This window comes from Pelomonas candidula, assembly GCF_043555985.1.
In the GTDB taxonomy this organism is placed as follows: domain Bacteria; phylum Pseudomonadota; class Gammaproteobacteria; order Burkholderiales; family Burkholderiaceae_C; genus Pelomonas; species Pelomonas candidula.
In genome coordinates, this window is sequence record NZ_JBIGIC010000006.1 from 271366 (window position 1) to 286791 (window position 15426).

18 protein-coding genes are annotated in these 15426 nt (G+C 67.8%); 11 read left to right on the top strand and 7 right to left on the bottom strand.

Features of this window, described 5'->3' with window-relative positions; genetic code table 11:
* Positions 1-42 precede the first annotated feature (42 nt).
* From ACG04R_RS14440 to ACG04R_RS14465, 6 genes are all read left to right on the top strand, one after another.
* Positions 43-1230, top strand: coding sequence for an amino acid aminotransferase (locus ACG04R_RS14440; protein ID WP_394411619.1), 1188 nt, complete (start codon positions 43-45; stop codon positions 1228-1230).
* Positions 1231-1347: 117 nt separating this feature from the next.
* Positions 1348-2679: a polyhydroxyalkanoate depolymerase gene (locus ACG04R_RS14445; protein ID WP_394411622.1), complete on the top strand. Its 1332-nt coding sequence runs from the start codon at positions 1348-1350 to the stop codon at positions 2677-2679.
* Positions 2676-3320 carry an electron transport complex subunit RsxB gene (gene rsxB, locus ACG04R_RS14450; protein WP_394411625.1) on the top strand — a complete coding sequence of 215 codons (645 nt, stop codon included), beginning with the start codon at positions 2676-2678 and terminating at the stop codon, positions 3318-3320. The genes ACG04R_RS14445 and rsxB overlap by 4 nt, the downstream gene beginning before the upstream one ends.
* A 21-nt stretch (positions 3321-3341) precedes the next feature.
* Complete coding sequence (nth, locus tag ACG04R_RS14455) at positions 3342-3986, top strand: endonuclease III (RefSeq protein WP_394411628.1); 645 nt, start codon at positions 3342-3344, stop codon at positions 3984-3986.
* Positions 3987-3999: 13 nt separating this feature from the next.
* Entirely contained in the window at positions 4000-4212 is a 213-nt protein-coding gene (locus tag ACG04R_RS14460) for a DUF904 domain-containing protein (protein ID WP_394411631.1), read from the top strand.
* On the top strand, positions 4209-4511 hold the full coding sequence (locus ACG04R_RS14465) for a cell division protein ZapA (RefSeq protein ID WP_394411634.1): 303 nt from the start codon (positions 4209-4211) through the stop codon (positions 4509-4511). The genes ACG04R_RS14460 and ACG04R_RS14465 overlap by 4 nt, the downstream gene beginning before the upstream one ends.
* On the opposite strand, the gene ACG04R_RS14470 is transcribed toward ACG04R_RS14465, so the two are convergent.
* Complete coding sequence (locus ACG04R_RS14470; RefSeq protein WP_394411637.1) at positions 4508-6370, bottom strand: M48 family metalloprotease; 1863 nt, start codon at positions 6368-6370, stop codon at positions 4508-4510. The genes ACG04R_RS14465 and ACG04R_RS14470 overlap by 4 nt on opposite strands.
* Positions 6371-6682: 312 nt before the next feature.
* Between ACG04R_RS14470 and ACG04R_RS14475 the strand changes: the two genes are divergently transcribed.
* The gene (locus ACG04R_RS14475; protein WP_394411640.1) at positions 6683-7141 is read left to right on the top strand and encodes an EVE domain-containing protein; all 459 of its coding nucleotides are present in this window, start codon (positions 6683-6685) and stop codon (positions 7139-7141) included.
* Position 7142: 1 nt separating this feature from the next.
* Here the strand turns inward: ACG04R_RS14475 and ACG04R_RS14480 are convergent, their stop codons facing one another.
* Positions 7143-8150 carry a GGDEF domain-containing protein gene (locus ACG04R_RS14480; RefSeq protein ID WP_394411643.1) on the bottom strand — a complete coding sequence of 336 codons (1008 nt, stop codon included), beginning with the start codon at positions 8148-8150 and terminating at the stop codon, positions 7143-7145.
* A 213-nt stretch (positions 8151-8363) separates the two neighbouring features.
* Between ACG04R_RS14480 and ACG04R_RS14485 the strand changes: the two genes are divergently transcribed.
* The 4 genes from ACG04R_RS14485 to ACG04R_RS14500 all read left to right on the top strand — a co-directional run bounded on the left by ACG04R_RS14485 (position 8364) and on the right by ACG04R_RS14500 (position 10863).
* Positions 8364-9584, top strand: coding sequence for a BaiN/RdsA family NAD(P)/FAD-dependent oxidoreductase (locus ACG04R_RS14485; RefSeq protein WP_394411646.1), 1221 nt, complete (start codon positions 8364-8366; stop codon positions 9582-9584).
* A 155-nt stretch (positions 9585-9739) separates the two neighbouring features.
* Positions 9740-9952, top strand: coding sequence for a 30S ribosomal protein S21 (gene rpsU / locus ACG04R_RS14490; protein WP_007833691.1), 213 nt, complete (start codon positions 9740-9742; stop codon positions 9950-9952).
* Positions 9953-10061: 109 nt separating this feature from the next.
* The gene (locus tag ACG04R_RS14495; protein ID WP_394411649.1) at positions 10062-10508 is read left to right on the top strand and encodes a GatB/YqeY domain-containing protein; all 447 of its coding nucleotides are present in this window, start codon (positions 10062-10064) and stop codon (positions 10506-10508) included.
* Positions 10509-10518: 10 nt separating this feature from the next.
* Positions 10519-10863: a TIGR01244 family sulfur transferase gene (locus ACG04R_RS14500; RefSeq protein ID WP_394411652.1), complete on the top strand. Its 345-nt coding sequence runs from the start codon at positions 10519-10521 to the stop codon at positions 10861-10863.
* 78 nt (positions 10864-10941) lie between these two features.
* Here ACG04R_RS14500 and ACG04R_RS14505 read toward each other — a convergent pair whose 3' ends face one another.
* From ACG04R_RS14505 to ACG04R_RS14525, 5 genes are all read right to left on the bottom strand, one after another.
* Complete coding sequence (locus tag ACG04R_RS14505; RefSeq protein WP_394411655.1) at positions 10942-11664, bottom strand: ABC transporter ATP-binding protein; 723 nt, start codon at positions 11662-11664, stop codon at positions 10942-10944.
* Positions 11661-12431 carry an ABC transporter ATP-binding protein gene (locus ACG04R_RS14510; RefSeq protein ID WP_394411658.1) on the bottom strand — a complete coding sequence of 257 codons (771 nt, stop codon included), beginning with the start codon at positions 12429-12431 and terminating at the stop codon, positions 11661-11663. The genes ACG04R_RS14505 and ACG04R_RS14510 overlap by 4 nt, the downstream gene beginning before the upstream one ends.
* Positions 12432-12433: 2 nt before the next feature.
* Positions 12434-13288 carry a branched-chain amino acid ABC transporter permease gene (locus tag ACG04R_RS14515; protein ID WP_394411661.1) on the bottom strand — a complete coding sequence of 285 codons (855 nt, stop codon included), beginning with the start codon at positions 13286-13288 and terminating at the stop codon, positions 12434-12436.
* A complete protein-coding gene (locus ACG04R_RS14520) occupies positions 13288-14169 on the bottom strand; it encodes a branched-chain amino acid ABC transporter permease (protein WP_394411664.1) in 882 nt (293 codons plus the stop codon). The genes ACG04R_RS14515 and ACG04R_RS14520 overlap by 1 nt, the downstream gene beginning before the upstream one ends.
* Before the next feature lie 63 nt (positions 14170-14232).
* Positions 14233-15384 (bottom strand): ABC transporter substrate-binding protein, encoded by a 1152-nt coding sequence (locus ACG04R_RS14525; RefSeq protein WP_394411667.1) that lies wholly within the window; start codon positions 15382-15384, stop codon positions 14233-14235.
* Positions 15385-15426: the final 42 nt, after the last annotated feature.

Consider the following 15426-nt stretch of genomic DNA (forward strand, 5'->3'; position numbering starts at 1 on the left):
CCGCCCTTCCCCTGCTGCCAACGTCCTTTCAGGAACCTCGCCATGTCTCTCTTCGCCGATGTCGCCCTTGCCCCCCGTGATCCCATCCTCGGCCTGAACGAGCAGTTCAACGCCGACACCCGCGCCGGCAAGGTCAACCTCGGCGTCGGCGTCTACTACGACGAAGCCGGCAAGCTGCCGCTGCTGAAGTGCGTGCGTGAAGCCGAGGCCGCCATGGCCGCCGCTCCCAAGCCGCGCGGCTACCTGCCCATCGACGGCATCGCCGTTTACGACAAGGCCGTGCAGAAGCTGGTCTTCGGCTCGGAGCTGAAGAACGTCGCCACCGTGCAGGCCCTGGGCGGCACCGGCGCCCTGAAGGTCGGCGCCGACTTCCTGAAGCAGCTCAACCCCGGCGCCAAGGTGCTGATCTCCGACCCGAGCTGGGAGAACCACCGCGCGCTGTTCACGCAGGCCGGCTTCACCGTCGAGACCTACCCCTACTACGACGCCGCCAACAAGGGCGTCAACTTCGACGGCATGCTGGCTGCGCTGAATGCTGCTCCGGCGGGCACCGTCGTCGTGCTGCACGCCTGCTGCCACAACCCGACCGGTTACGACATCACCGCCGCCCAGTGGGCCCAGGTCGTCGCCGCCGTCAAGGCCAAGGGCCTGACGCCATTCCTGGACATGGCCTACCAGGGCTTCGGCTTCGGCCTGAAGGAAGACGGCGAAGCCGTGCGCCAGTTCCAGGCCGCCGGCATCGGCTTCTTCGTGTCGACCAGCTTCTCCAAGAGCTTCTCGCTGTACGGCGAGCGCGTCGGCGCGCTGAGCGTGGTCTGCAGCAGCGACGAGGAGGCCGTGCGCGTGCTGTCGCAGCTGAAGATCATGATCCGCACCAACTACTCCAACCCGCCGACGCATGGCGCCCAGGTCGTGGCCGCCGTGCTGTCCGACGACAAGCTGCGCGCGCTGTGGGAAGAGGAGCTGGCCGGCATGCGCGTGCGCATCAAGGCCATGCGCTCGGCACTGGTCGCCGCCTTGAAGGCCGCCGGCGTCACGCAGGACCTGAGCTTCGTCACCGAACAGCTGGGCATGTTCAGCTACTCCGGCCTGACCGCTGCCCAGATGCAGCGCCTGCGCAATGAGTTCGGCGTCTATGGCGTGGACTCGGGCCGCATCTGCGTCGCCGCACTGAACGAGGGCAATCTGCCCACCGTCGCCGCGGGCATGGCTGCCGTCATCAAGGGCTGAATGCCCCAATGAAGTGCGAAGGATTGGCGGTTTGACCGCCAATCCATGTTGCAGCGCACAAAGCTGCAAGCGTTTTCTGGCACTATTGGACCTCCCTGTCCAAGCCCAAGGCCGGCCATGCTGTATCAGATCTTCGAAACCCAGCGCGCCCTGCTGAGCCCGTTCTCCGAGTTCGCCGCCGCATCGGCCAAGCTCTACAGCCACCCGCTGTCGCCGTTCGCGCACACGCCGATGGCACAGCGCCTGTCGGCCGGGCTGGACCTGATGCACCGCCTGGCCAAGGACTACGAGAAGCCCGAGTTCGACATCAAGACCGTCGAGGTCGATGGCGTCGATGTCGCCGTCCAGGAACTGGTGGCGCTGGAAAAGCCCTTCTGTCGCCTGCTCCGCTTCAAGCGCTACACCGACGACTCGGCGGTGCTGGCCAAGATGAAGGATCAGCCGACGGTCTTGGTCGTGGCGCCACTCTCCGGCCACCACGCCACGCTGCTGCGCGACACCGTCAAGCAGTTGCTGAAGGACCACAAGGTCTACATCACCGACTGGACCGACGCGCGCATGGTGCCGCTGGACGCCGGCCCCTTCCACCTGGACGACTACATCCGCTATGTCCAGGAGTTCATCCGCCAGGTCGGCGGCGCGGACTGCCACGTCATCTCCGTCTGCCAGCCCACGGTGCCCGTGCTGGCCGCCATCTCGCTGATGGCCAGCGCCGGCGAGGACACGCCGCGCAGCATGACGATGATGGGCGGCCCCATCGACGCCCGCAAGAGCCCGACGGCCGTCAACAACCTGGCCATGAACCGCAGCTTCAGCTGGTTCGAGACCAACGTCATCTACCGCGTGCCGACCAACTTCCCTGGCGCCGGCCGCGAGGTCTATCCGGGCTTCCTGCAGCACACCGGCTTCGTCGCGATGAACCCGGACCGTCACCTGTCGTCGCACTACGATTACTTCCTGGACCTGGTGCGCGGCGATGACGACAGCGCCGAGGCGCACCGCCGCTTCTACGACGAATACAACGCCGTGCTGGACATGCCGGCCGAGTACTACCTCGACACGATCAAGACCGTGTTCCAGGATTTCGCGCTGGTCAACGGCACCTGGCAGGTCGATGGCGCCTTCGTGCGCCCACAGGACATCAAGACGACGGCGCTGCTGACCGTCGAGGGCGAGCTGGACGACATTTCCGGTGCCGGCCAGACCCGCGCCGCGCACGATCTCTGCTCGGGCGTCGCCAAGGACCACCAGTACCACTACGACGCGATCGGCGCCGGCCACTACGGCATCTTCTCGGGCCGCCGCTGGCGCGACAAGGTCTACCCCGAGGTGCGCGACTTCATCGCGAAGTACGAAGCCGCGCCCCTGAAGAAGACCGCCAAGGCCGCACCGGCCAAGGCCACGGCGAAACCGGCAGCCAAGCGCGCCACGCGCAGCCGCAAAGCGTGAGCCTGGCCGAGCTGATCGACGCCGCGCTGCCACAGACCCAATGCACCCGCTGCGGCTACCCGGACTGCCGCCGCTACGCCGACGCCATCGCCGCGGGTGAGGCCGAGATCAACCAGTGCCCGCCCGGTGGCGCCGAAGGCGTGGCCCGGCTGGCAACGATCACCGGACGCCCCGTCCTGCCGCTGAACCCCGTCAACGGCATCGAAGCCACGCGTGGCGTCGCCGTCATCGACGAAGCCTGGTGCATCGGCTGCACGCTGTGCATCAAGGCCTGCCCGGCGGACTGCATCGTCGGCGCTCCGAAGGCCATGCACGTCGTCGTCACCGCCCAGTGCACCGGCTGCGAGCTGTGCGTGCCGGCCTGCCCGGTCGACTGCATCTCCATGCCCGAAGTCACGACCGCCACCGGCTGGGCCGCCTGGAGCCAGCCGCAGGCCGACGAGGCTCGCGAGCGCTACACGTTCAAGCAGTTCCGCCGCCACCGCGAGGCCGAGGAGAACGACGTGCGCCTGGCTGCCAAGGCCGAGGCCAAGCTGGCCGACTTGGCCGGCGCGTCACACATCACCGACCCGGCCCAGCTCGACCGCAAGCGCGCCGTCATCGAGGCCGCGCTCGCCCGGGCCCGTGCAAGGCGGAGTTGAAGGCGGCTGACAATGCACGCCATGAACGCCGCCCAAGTCGAACGCTTTTTCGCTACCTTGAAGGCCGCCAACCCGGCGCCACAGACCGAGCTGGAGTTCTCCAGCGTGTTCGAGCTGCTGACGGCCGTTCTGCTCTCCGCCCAGGCCACCGATGTCGGCGTCAACAAGGCCACGAAGCGGCTGTTCGCCGTCGCCAACACGCCGGCACAGATCCTCGCGCTGGGCACCGAGGGGCTGGAGTCGTACATCAAGACCATCGGCCTGTACCGCAGCAAGGCCAAGCACCTGCTGCAGACCTGCCAGATCCTCATCGACCGGCACGGCGGCGAGGTACCGCGCAGCCGCGCCGACCTGGAGGCGCTGCCCGGTGTCGGCCGCAAGACCGCCAACGTCGTGCTGAACGTTGCCTTCGGCGAGCCAACGATGGCCGTCGACACGCACATCTTCCGCGTCAGCAACCGCACGGGCCTGGCGCCGGGCAAGACGCCGCTGGCCGTCGAGCTGGGCCTGCTGGAGCGCGTGCCCGAGGCGTATCTCGTCGACGCCCACCACTGGCTGATCCTGCACGGTCGCTACGTCTGCCAGGCGCGCAAGCCGCTTTGCACCGTCTGTACCGTCGTCAACGAATGCGACCACGGCCGCCAACTAAAATCGGCGACCGCCTGATCCAAATTCCCCCATGGCCAGCCTGACCGACCTGACCGACCGCGTTGAGCGCCTGCTCGTGCGTCACGACGAAATCCTGCGCACCAACCTGCTGCTGCAGGTGCAGCTCAACGCCATCACGCAGGAGCGCGACAGCCTGCGCTCCCGGCTGAGCGCCGCCCGCGCCCGCGTGGAAGCACTGCTCGAACGCCTGCCCGCCGAAACGCCCAAGGAGGAGCAGCCGTGAAGCAGATGGAAGTCACGATCATGGGCCAGAGCTACCTGCTCGGCTGCCCGCCCGGCGGCGAAGCCGCGCTGACCGCCGCCGTTGCGCAGGTGGACCGCGAGATGAGTGCCATCCGCGACGCCGGCAAGGTCAAGGCACGCGAGCGCATCGCCGTGCTGGCCGCCCTGAACCTGGCCTATCAACTGGCCGAAGCGCCACGCGAAGCGCCTGCTGCCGCACCCGCCGCGCCGTCCCCCGAGCTCGATACCCTCATCAAGCGCCTGGACGAGGCACTCGGGCACGACGGCCAGTTGCTCTAAGCGCCGATGGCCGAGTAGATCGGCTCGAAGGCGCCGCGGCGGATCTCTTCGAGCGTGGGCGACTCGCCCGCCCAGAGCACCAGCACCGGCCCCGGCAGGCTCAGGTGCCCCTCCAGCCAGCGGCACAGCTCGAAGCGGTCCTCGTCCGCCATGCCGGGCAGCTCCACGAAGGCCAGATAGGCCCGACGCCGCGGGAACTCGCGCAGCGTCTTGCAGACCAGCCAGGCCCGGGCCACGGGCTTGCAACGCCCCAGCTCCGCCTGCACCTCGCCCAGCTCGAAGGCAGACAGGTCGTGCCGCGTGATCTGGCTGAAGTACGGCGTGTCCCGCAGCTCCTCCCAGGCCCGCTCCTCGCCCTCCTTCGCGCGCTTGCGGCGCTCACGCCAGAGCTTGAGCGCCGCGGCGTCGTGCAGCCGATCCGGGCGCGGCGTTTCCAGCTCGTCGACGGCGCTGCGCGCCGCCCACCAGCGGTAGTCCGCGCCGGCGTCCCACAGGCGTTGCAGCACCTGCAGGTAGGTCGTACGGTCGCCGCCCGCCAGCGTCCGCGCCAGCCCCTGCAGCGCGGCCGGATGCTCGGCACTGCGCTGCAGTGCCAGCTCGTACAACGGCCGCAGGTCGGCCTGCGGATCGAGCTGGCGGCGCAGCGATGCCTCCTCGACCAGCTCGCTGGCATTGCTCTGGACGCGCGCCGCCGCGAGCACCTTCAACCGCTCCTGCACCCGCCCCAGCCACGCGTGATGCAGCTTCCAGCCGCTGGCGTTGTCCTTGCACCATTGCTTGTCGAAGTGCGTGATCCAGCGGTCGGCCTGCTCACCCAGCAGTGCCAGCGCGCTGCGTCCCGACCACTCCGGCAGCACCGCCTCGCCGCCCAGCGACGACACGCGGTCGCGCAGGCTGGGGTGGGTGTCGGACAGGTTGCTGACGCGTGCGAGCGCCTGGCGCAGCGCCTCGCTCGCGAAGCCGGCGGCGGGCGCCTGGTTCAGGTGGGCACGCATGGCCTGGAAGGGCCCGGTCGGCATGGCGCTCATGGCGGCCGTGCGCCAGTGGTCGCCCCAGAACTTCTGCTGCAGCCAGGCACCCTTGACCTCGATCTCCACCAGCGCTGCCGTCGCCACGTCGGCTCCCAGCAGGCGGCCGGCGATGCGGTCGGCCTCGTACTCGTCCTGACGCGCCAGCGCGAACGTCTTGGCCGCGAAGCGCGGGAAGTACCAGTTCAGGAAGGCCCGCGTCGCCGCCGACGCGATGTTCTCGTCGTCGCGAACGCTGTCGTGCAGGCGCAGCCATGACAGCCGGGTGCGGTAGATCCACGCCGCGAAGCGCCCATGGTCGCCGCGCAGGTGGCCGTACTCGTGCGTCAGCACCGCCAGCAACCGCTGCCGGTCCAGCGCCATCAGCAGCGGCAGCCCGAGCGTCAGCGTGTTCACCGCACCGCCGAGCAGTCCCCAGCGGGGCGTCTGCCGGATGCAGGCATTGAACTCATCGTCCAGGTAGACCGCATGGATGGGCGGCCCGTGGATCTTCTTGCGGATGCGCTCCAGCGCCTCGAACAGCGCGGGCGCCTCCTGCGCCGTGACCAGCACGCCCTCCGGCGCGTCGAAGCGCACCCATAGCGCGCGCAGGCTGGCCCACAGCAGCCCCAGAGCCGCGATCAGCCCCCAGAGCAGTCCGAAGCGGAAACGCCCGTGCAGCAGTTGCGGCACCAGCCAGGCCACCAGGCAAGTGGCGAGCACGAGGCAGCCGACCACCCACGCGTAACCCAGCGCCGCGAATGCGGCCACGCTGCGCCGGTAGGCCTTGCTGTCATGCGCACTGGCCTGCTCGCTGACGCGCACCATGTGCACGAAATCGGCCTGCTCCATCCGAACCCCTCCCTATGTTTCTGCTGTGTTGCGCGCGCATCCTAGCCACCCTTTCGCGCGCCAATCCTCATTCGCGCAGGGACATGCCGCAGGTTTTAGAATCCTCCCCGTCCATCGCTTTCCCCGGGGCTTTTATTTCCTTCATCCGATGCTCTATGAGCAAGGGCTTGGAAAATGCCGGACGGGCGTGATCGTCTCGCGTCAGATGAACCCGAAGTCCGGCTGACCTCGCCCACCTGATTACCCCTGGGTGTTCAGGATCTCGGCCCCCAGGATTGCGGTGGACACCCTTCTTCGCTTTAGCATCAGCCGATGAACTACTGGCTGATGAAGTCCGAGCCCGACGAGGCTTCCATCCTCGACCTGCAGCGCGCCGGCACCTTGCCGTGGACGGGCGTGCGCAACTACCAGGCGCGCAACTTCATGCGGGACGACATGCAGTTAGGCGACGGTGTGCTTTTCTATCACTCGTCCTGCCCCGAGCCCGGCATCGCCGGACTCGCCGAAGTCAGCAGCGCGGCTTACACGGACGCCACGCAGTTCGACCCGGCCAGCCCCTACTTCGACGCCAAGTCCAAGCCCGACACGCCGCGCTGGGTGCATGTGGACGTGCGCTGGCGCGAGACGACGCGGCTGCTGAGCCTCAAGGAGATGCGGGAGGCGCCGGAACTGGCCTCCATGCGTGTGCTGGAGCGAGGCAGCCGGCTGTCGATCACGCCCGTCACGCCGGCGGAGTGGCAGGCCGTGCTGAAGCGGCTGCACGCCGCCTGATTCAGCCGAAGGCGATGGACGCCAGCACCACCTGATTGCCGCCGCGGCGCTGGGCCTCGTGCACGGCGTTCTCGCTGGCGGTCATCAGCTCGTCCTGGCGCGACGCGGTGTGCGGGAAGCTGGACACGCCCATCGAGATCGACAGGCCCAGGTCCTGGCCGTTCAGCACGACGATCTGTGCCGCGCACTGCCGGCGCAGCTGCTCCATGCGCGCATGGGCCGTCGCCAGGCCCACGCCGGACAACAGCACCGCAAAGCGCAGCGCGCCGATGCGGCAGGCCGAGTCCATCGCCCGTGTGTTGGCGCGCAGCATGCGGCCGATGCCTTCGAGCAGCCGCTGCTGGGCTTCGTCGCCCAGGGCCGCAACGGCCGGCGAGGCATCCAGCGCGATGACGACAAGGGCGAACTCGCGATGCTCGCGCGAGGACAGGTCGATCTCGCGCAGCAACTGGTCGTCGAACTGCGGGCGCAGGTAGAGACCGGACACGTCGTCCCGCCCGGACCCCTGCTGCAACTCGCGGCGGATCTGCTCGATGGCGCTCTGCTGCTGCTCGATCTGCGCCAACGCGCGCTGGAGATGAGACTCGCGATGACGTTCCTCGGTGCGCTCGTGCCAGACCGACAGCAGGAACTCCTGCCCCAACGCGAGCCGCGTGACGCTGAACTCGCGGCGGCGTCCGTTTATCTCCAGCTTGTGTTCGGACGCGACCGGCAGGCGCTGGGCCATGACGGTCTGTTCGACGCGGCGCAGCGCCGTGGTCTCGTCGGGCTTGAGCAGCTCGGCATCGGTGTGGCCGACAACGACCTCGCGTTCGAACAGCTGCGCCAACCCCGGGCTGGCAAACACGTAGCGACCATTGGCCACCGCCTTGATCGCGGCCAGACTGCCCAGCGGCTCGATCAACGCCACCAGCCCCGCCAGCGCCTCACCGCCCAGTTCGGCGTGTCCGGCGAGCCAATCGGTCAGGCTGCCAGGCTGCGTCGCGGAAGGGTCGGCGGTCGTGTTCATGGAATCGTTTGGATGCGATCGCTTGCCATCGGTGGGGAACCGGGCCGGTCCAGTGTCAAGGGACTGTAGTGGGGCGTCTGCGCGGCCATCAAGACCGGGTCACCCCACGAATCGGGCCTCCCCCCTAGAAGCCCCGCTGCATCACTTGGAGAGCATCCTACCGAGTTTCAACACCGCGACCCGCGAGAATGCTGCCCCATTCAAGGGAGGTTTATGCAGGGTTTCGATGCGGTGGTGGTGGGCGCGGGTGCCGCTGGCCTTTTCTGTGCGGGCCTTGCGGGGCAACGCGGCCTGCGCGTGCTGCTGATCGACCACTCGCCGAAGCTGGCTGAAAAAATCCGTATCTCCGGCGGCGGGCGTTGCAATTTCACGAATCGCGAGGCCGGGCCGGCCAACTTCCTGTCCGAAAACCCCGCCTTCTGTCGCTCGGCGCTGGCGCGCTACACGCCGCAGGACTTCATCAAACTGGTGCAGCGCCATGGCATTGCCTTCCACGAGAAGCACAAGGGCCAGCTGTTCTGCGACGACTCCAGCGAGCAGATCATCCAGATGCTGGTCAAGGAGTGCGAGGCCGGCGGCGTGACGCGCTGGCAGCCTTGCACGGTGGCGGACGTGCACCCGCTGCCCGACGGCGGCTTCGAGCTGGACACCAGCCAGGGCCCGGTCAAGACGCCACGCGTCGTCGTCGCAACCGGCGGCCTGCCGGTGCCCAAGATCGGCGCCAGCGATTGGGGCCTGCGCCTGGCCAAGCGCTTCGAACACGCCATCGTCGAGCCCCGCCCTGCCCTCGTGCCTCTGACCTTCGACGCCGATGCCTGGGCACCGTTCGCGGCGCTGGCCGGGTTGTCGCTGCCGGTGGAGGTCTCGTGCGGCAGCGGCAAGGCGCGCGGACGCTTCGTGGAGGATCTGCTGTTCACGCACCGCGGCCTCAGCGGCCCGGCCATCCTCCAGATCTCCAGCTACCGGACGGCAGCGGACCAGCCGCTGCAGATCAACCTGGCGCCCGAGCTGAAGCTGGACAAGGAGCTGGTCGACGCCAAGGCCAGCTCGCGGCGCCAGTTGGGCAACGAGTTCGCCGCCCGCCTGCCGCAACGCCTGGCCGCCGCCTGGCTGGAACGCGCCAAGCTGGACGCCTCACGCCCGATGCCCGAATGCCGCGATGCCGACCTGCAACGCCTGGGACGCAGCGTGCACGACTGGCAACTGACGCCCAGCGGTGACGAAGGCTGGCGCAAGGCCGAGGTCATGCGCGGCGGGGTCAGCACGAAGGACCTCAGCTCGCAGACGCTGGAGAGCAAGCGGGTGCCGGGCCTGCATTTCATCGGTGAAGTCGTCGACGTGACCGGCTGGCTGGGGGGCTACAACTTCCAATGGGCATGGTCCAGCGCAGCCGCCTGTGCAGAGGCCATGGCGGCGGCTTCAGCAGCCGCCTGAGCAAATATTGGCAAGTCCTTGATTTCCCGGCTACAATCCTCGGCTTTGCTGGCAAACCCCGCGCGTCGATTCGCTGATTCACTAGGTGACGCAGTAATCCGGAACCTGCTGCTGAAACTTAGCCGCGAACACCGAGCGCAATCTGAAGGAAATACATGACCACCATCCGCGTCAAGGAAAACGAGCCGTTCGACGTCGCACTGCGTCGCTTCAAGCGCACCATCGAAAAGCTGGGCCTGCTGACTGACCTGCGTGCCCGCGAGTTCTATGAGAAGCCCACCGCTGAGCGCAAGCGCAAGAAGGCCGCCGCCGTCAAGCGCCACTACAAGCGTGTGCGCAGCATGCAGCTGCCCAAGAAGCTGTACTGATCGGCTCCTGACGCGACCCGGAACCTGTTTGAGAAAGCAGTTCCGGTGAACTCCAAAACCCGCCACAGGACGCTGTCGCGGGTTTTGTCTTTTCGAACCGGAATTTCCCATGAGCCTCAAAGACCGCATCACCGAAGACATGAAGGCCGCGATGCGCGCCAAGGAAGCCGACCGCCTGCTGACCATCCGTGGCCTGCTGGCTGCCGTGAAGCAGAAGGAAGTGGACGAGCGCGTCGTCGTCGACGACGCTGCCCTGGTCGCCATCGTCGACAAGCTCATCAAGCAGCGCAAGGACTCCATCAGCCAGTTCACCGCCGCCGGCCGTGACGACCTCGTTGCCAAGGAAACCGCCGAGCTGGCCGTGCTGCAGGTCTACCTGCCCGATCGCCTGTCCGCCGAGGCCGTGGCCGAGAAGGTGGGCGCCATCGTTGCCGAGCTCGGAGCCAGCGGCCCGGGCGACATGGGCAAGGTCATGGCTGCCGCCAAGGCGGCCCTGGGCAACTCGGCCGAAATGAGCACCGTGTCGGCCGCGGTCAAGGCCGCTCTGGCCAAGTAAGGAGATCTCCATGAGCCTGCCGCTGCAAGCCATCGCCCCCGACATCTGCGCCGCACCGCAGCTGACGCCCGAAGCCATGGCCGAGGCCGCGGCGATGGGCTTCAAGAGCGTCGTCAACAACCGGCCCGACTTCGAGCATGGCCCGGACCAGCCGACTTCAGCCCAGATCCAGGCCGCGGCTGAGGCGGCCGGCCTGCAGTACCGCCACCTGCCGGTGGCCGGCGGTTACCAGTCGCCTGAGGAGATCGCGGCGTTCGCAAAGCTGCTGGAAGAACTGCCGCGCCCGCTGCTGGTCTTCTGCCGCTCGGGCGCACGCTCGACGCGCCTGTTCGTCCAGGCGCAGCAGCTCGGCTGAGTCATGCCGGGCGCCCTGCATGGCGCCCGTCCTTCGACACGCGTCGCGCAGTGCGCAGGCACTGCGCTCGGTCGTGTCTCAGTGCCCGAGGTAGGCGGCCTGCACGCGCGGGTCGCCCAGCAGTTCGGCACCGCTGCCCTGCAGCACCACCTGACCGTTCTCGATGACGTACGCGCGTTGCGCGAGCTTCAGCGCCTGCTTCACGTTCTGCTCGACGAGGAAGATGGTCAGCCCTTCCGCGTTGATGCGCCGCAGCGTGCGGAAGATGTCCTGCACGATGATGGGCGCGAGGCCCATCGACGGCTCGTCCAGCAGCAGCAGGCGCGGTTTGGCCATCAGCGCGCGGCCGATGGCCAGCATCTGCTGCTCACCGCCCGATAGGCTGCCGGCCATTTGCGCGGCACGCTCGGCCAGCCGCGGAAACAGCGAGTAGACATGCTCGATGTCGCGCGCACGAGCCGCGGCGCCATCGCTGCGCGTGTAGGCGCCCAGCTCCAGGTTCTCGCGCACGCTCAGCGTCGTCAGCGTGGCGCGGCCTTCGGCCACCTGCACGAGACCGCTGGCGACGATCTTGTGCGGCGCGAGCGACGTGATGTCCCGGCCGTCGAACTGCACGCTGCCGCCGGCCTTCTTCACCAGGCCCGACAGGGCCATCAGCGTGGTCGACTTGCCGGCACCGTTGGCGCCGACGAGCGTCGTGATCTCGCCGGCGGCCAGGTCGAGGTCGATACCGCGCACGGCGTTGACGTGGCCGTAGTTGACGGTCAGGTCGCGAACGCTGAGCAGGGGTTGACCGCTCATGCCGCGACCTCCTCGTCATCCCGCCCCAGGTAGGCCTCGATGACCTGCGGGTCGTTGCGCACCGCGTCGGGCCCGCCCTGGGCAATGATGCGGCCGAAGTTCAGCACGGCGATGTGCTCGCACAAGCCCATCACAAAGCGCATGTCATGTTCGATCATGAAGATGGTGTAGCCGCGCGTCTGGATGTTGCGGATCTCGGCCATCAGCTCGGTCTTCTCGGTGCTGTTCATGCCGGCAACGGGCTCGTCCAGCAGCAGCAGCCTGGGCTCGGTGGCCAGTGCGCGCGCCAGTTCGAGCTTGCGTTGCTCGCCGTAGCTGAGGTTGTCGGCGATGTCGTCGGCCTTGTGGTCCAGCTTCATCCACGACAGCAGCTCGCGGGCACGCTCGCGCGCGGCGTGCTCCGCGGCACGAAAGCTGGGCAGGCGCAGCAGCAGGCCCGCCGCACCGTAGCCCAGGCGGCCATGCATGCCGACGATGACGTTCTCCAGCAGCGTCATCTCCTTGAAGACGCGGATGTTCTGGAAGGTGCGCGCGACGCCGCCCGTGGTGATGCGATGCGGCTTGCGGCCCACCAGGCTTTCGCCGTTGAACAGGATGTCACCCGACGTGGGCGGCAGCAGCCCCGTGATGAGGTTGACCACCGTGGTCTTGCCGGCGCCGTTGGGGCCGATCAGGCCGAAGATGCCGCCCTGCGGCACCTCGAAGCTGACGTCCTGCAGCACCTTGAGGCCGCCGAAATGGCGCGATACGGATTGCAGCTTCAGCATCGTCAGCCCTTGCGCCCCAGCAGTGCGCGCACGCGCGCCGGGTCCCACAGCCCGCGCGGCAGGAACAGCACGATGCCGACCAGGATGAGGCCGTTGACGACGTTGCGGAAGTCCGCGAGGCCGCGGAGCAGTTCGGGCAGCAGCGTCAGGATGACAGCGCCGGAGATCGGTCCCATCAAACCGTTGATGCCGCCGAGGATGGTCATGGTCAGGATCTCGACGCCGCGGTCGAAGCCGTATTCATTCGGGCCGATGAAAAAGGTCAGGTGGGCGTTCAGTGCACCGGCCAGGCCAGCCAGCATCGCCCCCAGCACGAAGGCCAGCATCTTGTGGGCGTTGACGTCGATGCCCATCAGGCCCGCCGCGGTCTCGTCGAGCTTGATGGCTTCGAAGGCACGGCCCACCTTGGAGCGCCGCAGCAGCGCCAGCACCACGCAGGCCAGCACCAGCGCCAGCAACACATGCCACCACTCGGTCTGCGGCGGGATGCCGTTCAGCCCCAGCGCACCGCCGGTCCAGTCCTCGGTGTTGAGGATGAAGATGCGCACCACCTCGCCGAAGGCCAGCGTCGCCATCGCGAGGTAGACGCCCGACAACCGCAGCGTCGGCCCGCCGATCAGCAACGCCACGACGGCCGGCGCGGCCATGCCGCCGGCCAGCGCGACCGGGAACGGCATGCCGGCGTTCATCGTCAGCAACGCGGCCGTGTAGGCGCCGATGCCCATGAAGGCCGCGTTCGCCATCGCCAGCATGCCGCAGGACAGGGTCAGGTAGATGGATAGCGCCAGCAGCGAGTTGGTGCCCAGCGTGAGCACCAGGTTGCTGTAGACGGCCCAGAAACTGTCGAAGGCTTCCATCACACCTTCCGTTCGTTCGTCGTACCGAACAGGCCCTTGGGCCGCAGCAGCAGCACGGCGAACAGCAGGCCGAAACCCACGGCGTCGCGCATCGTCGAGCCGATGTAGGCCACCGACAGCACCTCGGCAAAGCCCAGGAACAGGCCCGCCAGCATCGCGCCGCGGATGTCGCCCATGCCGCCCAGGATGATGACGGCGATGCCCTTGTGCAGGATGGGCTGGCCCATCAGCGGGAACAGCGCGTTGGAGTACAGGCCGATCAGCACGCCCGCCACGCCGCCCAGACCGGCGGCGAAGAAGCTGGTCAGCATGAACAGCCCGCCGACATTGATGCCCAGCAGCGCCGCCGCCTTGGGCGACTCGGCGATGGCGCGCAGCGCGCGGCCGAGCTGCGTGCCGCGCAGCACCAGCAGCAGCACGGCCATGAGGCCGAAGGACAGCACGATGATGCCCAGTTCCAGCACGGTCACGTGCAGGCCGGCGATATTCAGCGTCTGCTGCGGCAGCACCTCGGCCGGGAAGCGCAGGTTCTCGGCGCCGAAGAGGCCCTGGGCCAGGCTGTTCAGCGCAATGGCCAGCCCGATGGTGGCGATCATCGGGATCAGGTGCGGCGCGTTCCGCGCGCGCAGCGGCCTCAGCACGAGCAGGTCGATAAGCAGGCCCAGAACGCCTGACACCGCGAAGGCCACCACAAGCGCGCCGGCCAACGGCAGGTTCAGCCGCGTGACGGCCTGCAGCGCCGCGTAGGCGCCCACCATGAAGACGGCGCCATGCGACAGGTTGACCACGCCCAGCACACCGAAGACCAGCGTGAAGCCGAGTGCGAACAGCGCGTAGACGCTGCCGAGCGAGAGGGCGTTGAAGAGCTGCTGTTCAAGCACGGGGTAGCCTGGAAAAAAGGAGGCCCGCGGTGACGGGCCGCGGGCCGCTGCGGCAGAGCGCGCTTACTTCTCGATGGCGTAGCGGCCGTTCTTGGTGACGCTGACGATGGCGGTCTGCTCGGCGTCGTAGCCGGCCGGCTTGCCGGCCTTGTCGACGGCGCGGCGGAACGCGAAACCGCCGGTGGCACCGGTCCATTTCACCGCGGGCAGCGCGTCGCGCAGAGCTGCGCGGTCCTTGGCAAGATCGCCGCTGAGCTTGATCTTCTTCAGCGCCTGGGCCGTGATGTACATCGCGTCGTAGGCCTGGGCCGCAAACTGGTCGGGCGCGGACTTGTGCTGCTTGGTGTAGGCCACGATGAACGCGCCGTTCTCCTTGGTCTGGCTCTCGATGGACCAGGGGCTGCCGATCCAAAGCCCGTCGGACGCGCCCTTGGCGAGATCGAAGACCTTGACCGAGTTCATGCCGTTGCCGCCGATGACCGGCACGTTCAGCCCGAGCTGGCGGGCCTGCACCATGATGGGCGCGCCTTCGGCGATCAGCGCGGACAGCACCAGCGCGTCCGGCGCGCTGGCCTTGATCTTGGTCAGTTGGGCCTTGAAGTCGACATCGCCCTTGGCGAAGGTCTCGGTCGTCGTGACGGCGATCTTCTGCGCCTCCAGCGCCTTCTTGAAATTGTCGTAGCCGCTCTTCGTGAAGACGTCGTCGTTGCCGTACAGCACGGCGACCTTCTTGATGCCCAGCTTCTTCACCGTGGTGGACAGCGTGACAGGCAGCACGTCGGCCTCGGTGACGGAGTTGCGGAACACGTGGTCGCCGATGGAGGTGATGCCGTCGGCCGTGTTGGAGGTGCCGAACACGACTGTCTTGGAGGCCTGTGCGATCGGGTCGGCGGCCTGGGCCGAGTTGGACAGCGTGGGGCCGAAAAGCATCAGCACCTTGTCCTGGAAGATCAGCTTCTTGAAGGCGTTGATCGCCTCTTCCTTCTTGCCCTGCTCGTCTTCGACGACCAGCACCAGCTTGTTGCCGTTGATGCCGCCGGCGGCGTTGATTTCGTCAGCCGCGAGCTGGAAGCCGTTGCGGATGCTCTGGCCGTACTGCGCGGCACCGCCCGACAAGGCCTCCGCCACGCCCAGCTTGATGTCGGCGGCCTGGGCCAGGCCGGCCAGCGCCATGAACGCGGCGACGACGAGCGGCTTGAAGGTGCGGGTGATCATCTGCGAGGTCTCCTCGTGTTGTTCGGTGGAATCGGTTTTCGA

Coding starts and splice junctions, on each gene's coding strand:
- ACG04R_RS14460 (WP_394411631.1), top strand. CDS start 4,000: ATGGCCAGCCTGACCGACCTGACCGACCGCGTTGAGCGCCTGCTCGTG.
- ACG04R_RS14440 (WP_394411619.1), top strand. CDS start 43: ATGTCTCTCTTCGCCGATGTCGCCCTTGCCCCCCGTGATCCCATCCTC.
- ACG04R_RS14480 (WP_394411643.1), bottom strand. CDS start 8,150: ATGAACACGACCGCCGACCCTTCCGCGACGCAGCCTGGCAGCCTGACC.
- ACG04R_RS14525 (WP_394411667.1), bottom strand. CDS start 15,384: ATGATCACCCGCACCTTCAAGCCGCTCGTCGTCGCCGCGTTCATGGCG.
- ACG04R_RS14500 (WP_394411652.1), top strand. CDS start 10,519: ATGAGCCTGCCGCTGCAAGCCATCGCCCCCGACATCTGCGCCGCACCG.
- ACG04R_RS14495 (WP_394411649.1), top strand. CDS start 10,062: ATGAGCCTCAAAGACCGCATCACCGAAGACATGAAGGCCGCGATGCGC.
- ACG04R_RS14510 (WP_394411658.1), bottom strand. CDS start 12,431: ATGCTGAAGCTGCAATCCGTATCGCGCCATTTCGGCGGCCTCAAGGTG.
- ACG04R_RS14470 (WP_394411637.1), bottom strand. CDS start 6,370: ATGGAGCAGGCCGATTTCGTGCACATGGTGCGCGTCAGCGAGCAGGCC.
- ACG04R_RS14505 (WP_394411655.1), bottom strand. CDS start 11,664: ATGAGCGGTCAACCCCTGCTCAGCGTTCGCGACCTGACCGTCAACTAC.
- ACG04R_RS14445 (WP_394411622.1), top strand. CDS start 1,348: ATGCTGTATCAGATCTTCGAAACCCAGCGCGCCCTGCTGAGCCCGTTC.
- ACG04R_RS14475 (WP_394411640.1), top strand. CDS start 6,683: ATGAACTACTGGCTGATGAAGTCCGAGCCCGACGAGGCTTCCATCCTC.
- nth (WP_394411628.1), top strand. CDS start 3,342: ATGAACGCCGCCCAAGTCGAACGCTTTTTCGCTACCTTGAAGGCCGCC.
- ACG04R_RS14515 (WP_394411661.1), bottom strand. CDS start 13,288: ATGGAAGCCTTCGACAGTTTCTGGGCCGTCTACAGCAACCTGGTGCTC.
- rpsU (WP_007833691.1), top strand. CDS start 9,740: ATGACCACCATCCGCGTCAAGGAAAACGAGCCGTTCGACGTCGCACTG.
- ACG04R_RS14485 (WP_394411646.1), top strand. CDS start 8,364: ATGCAGGGTTTCGATGCGGTGGTGGTGGGCGCGGGTGCCGCTGGCCTT.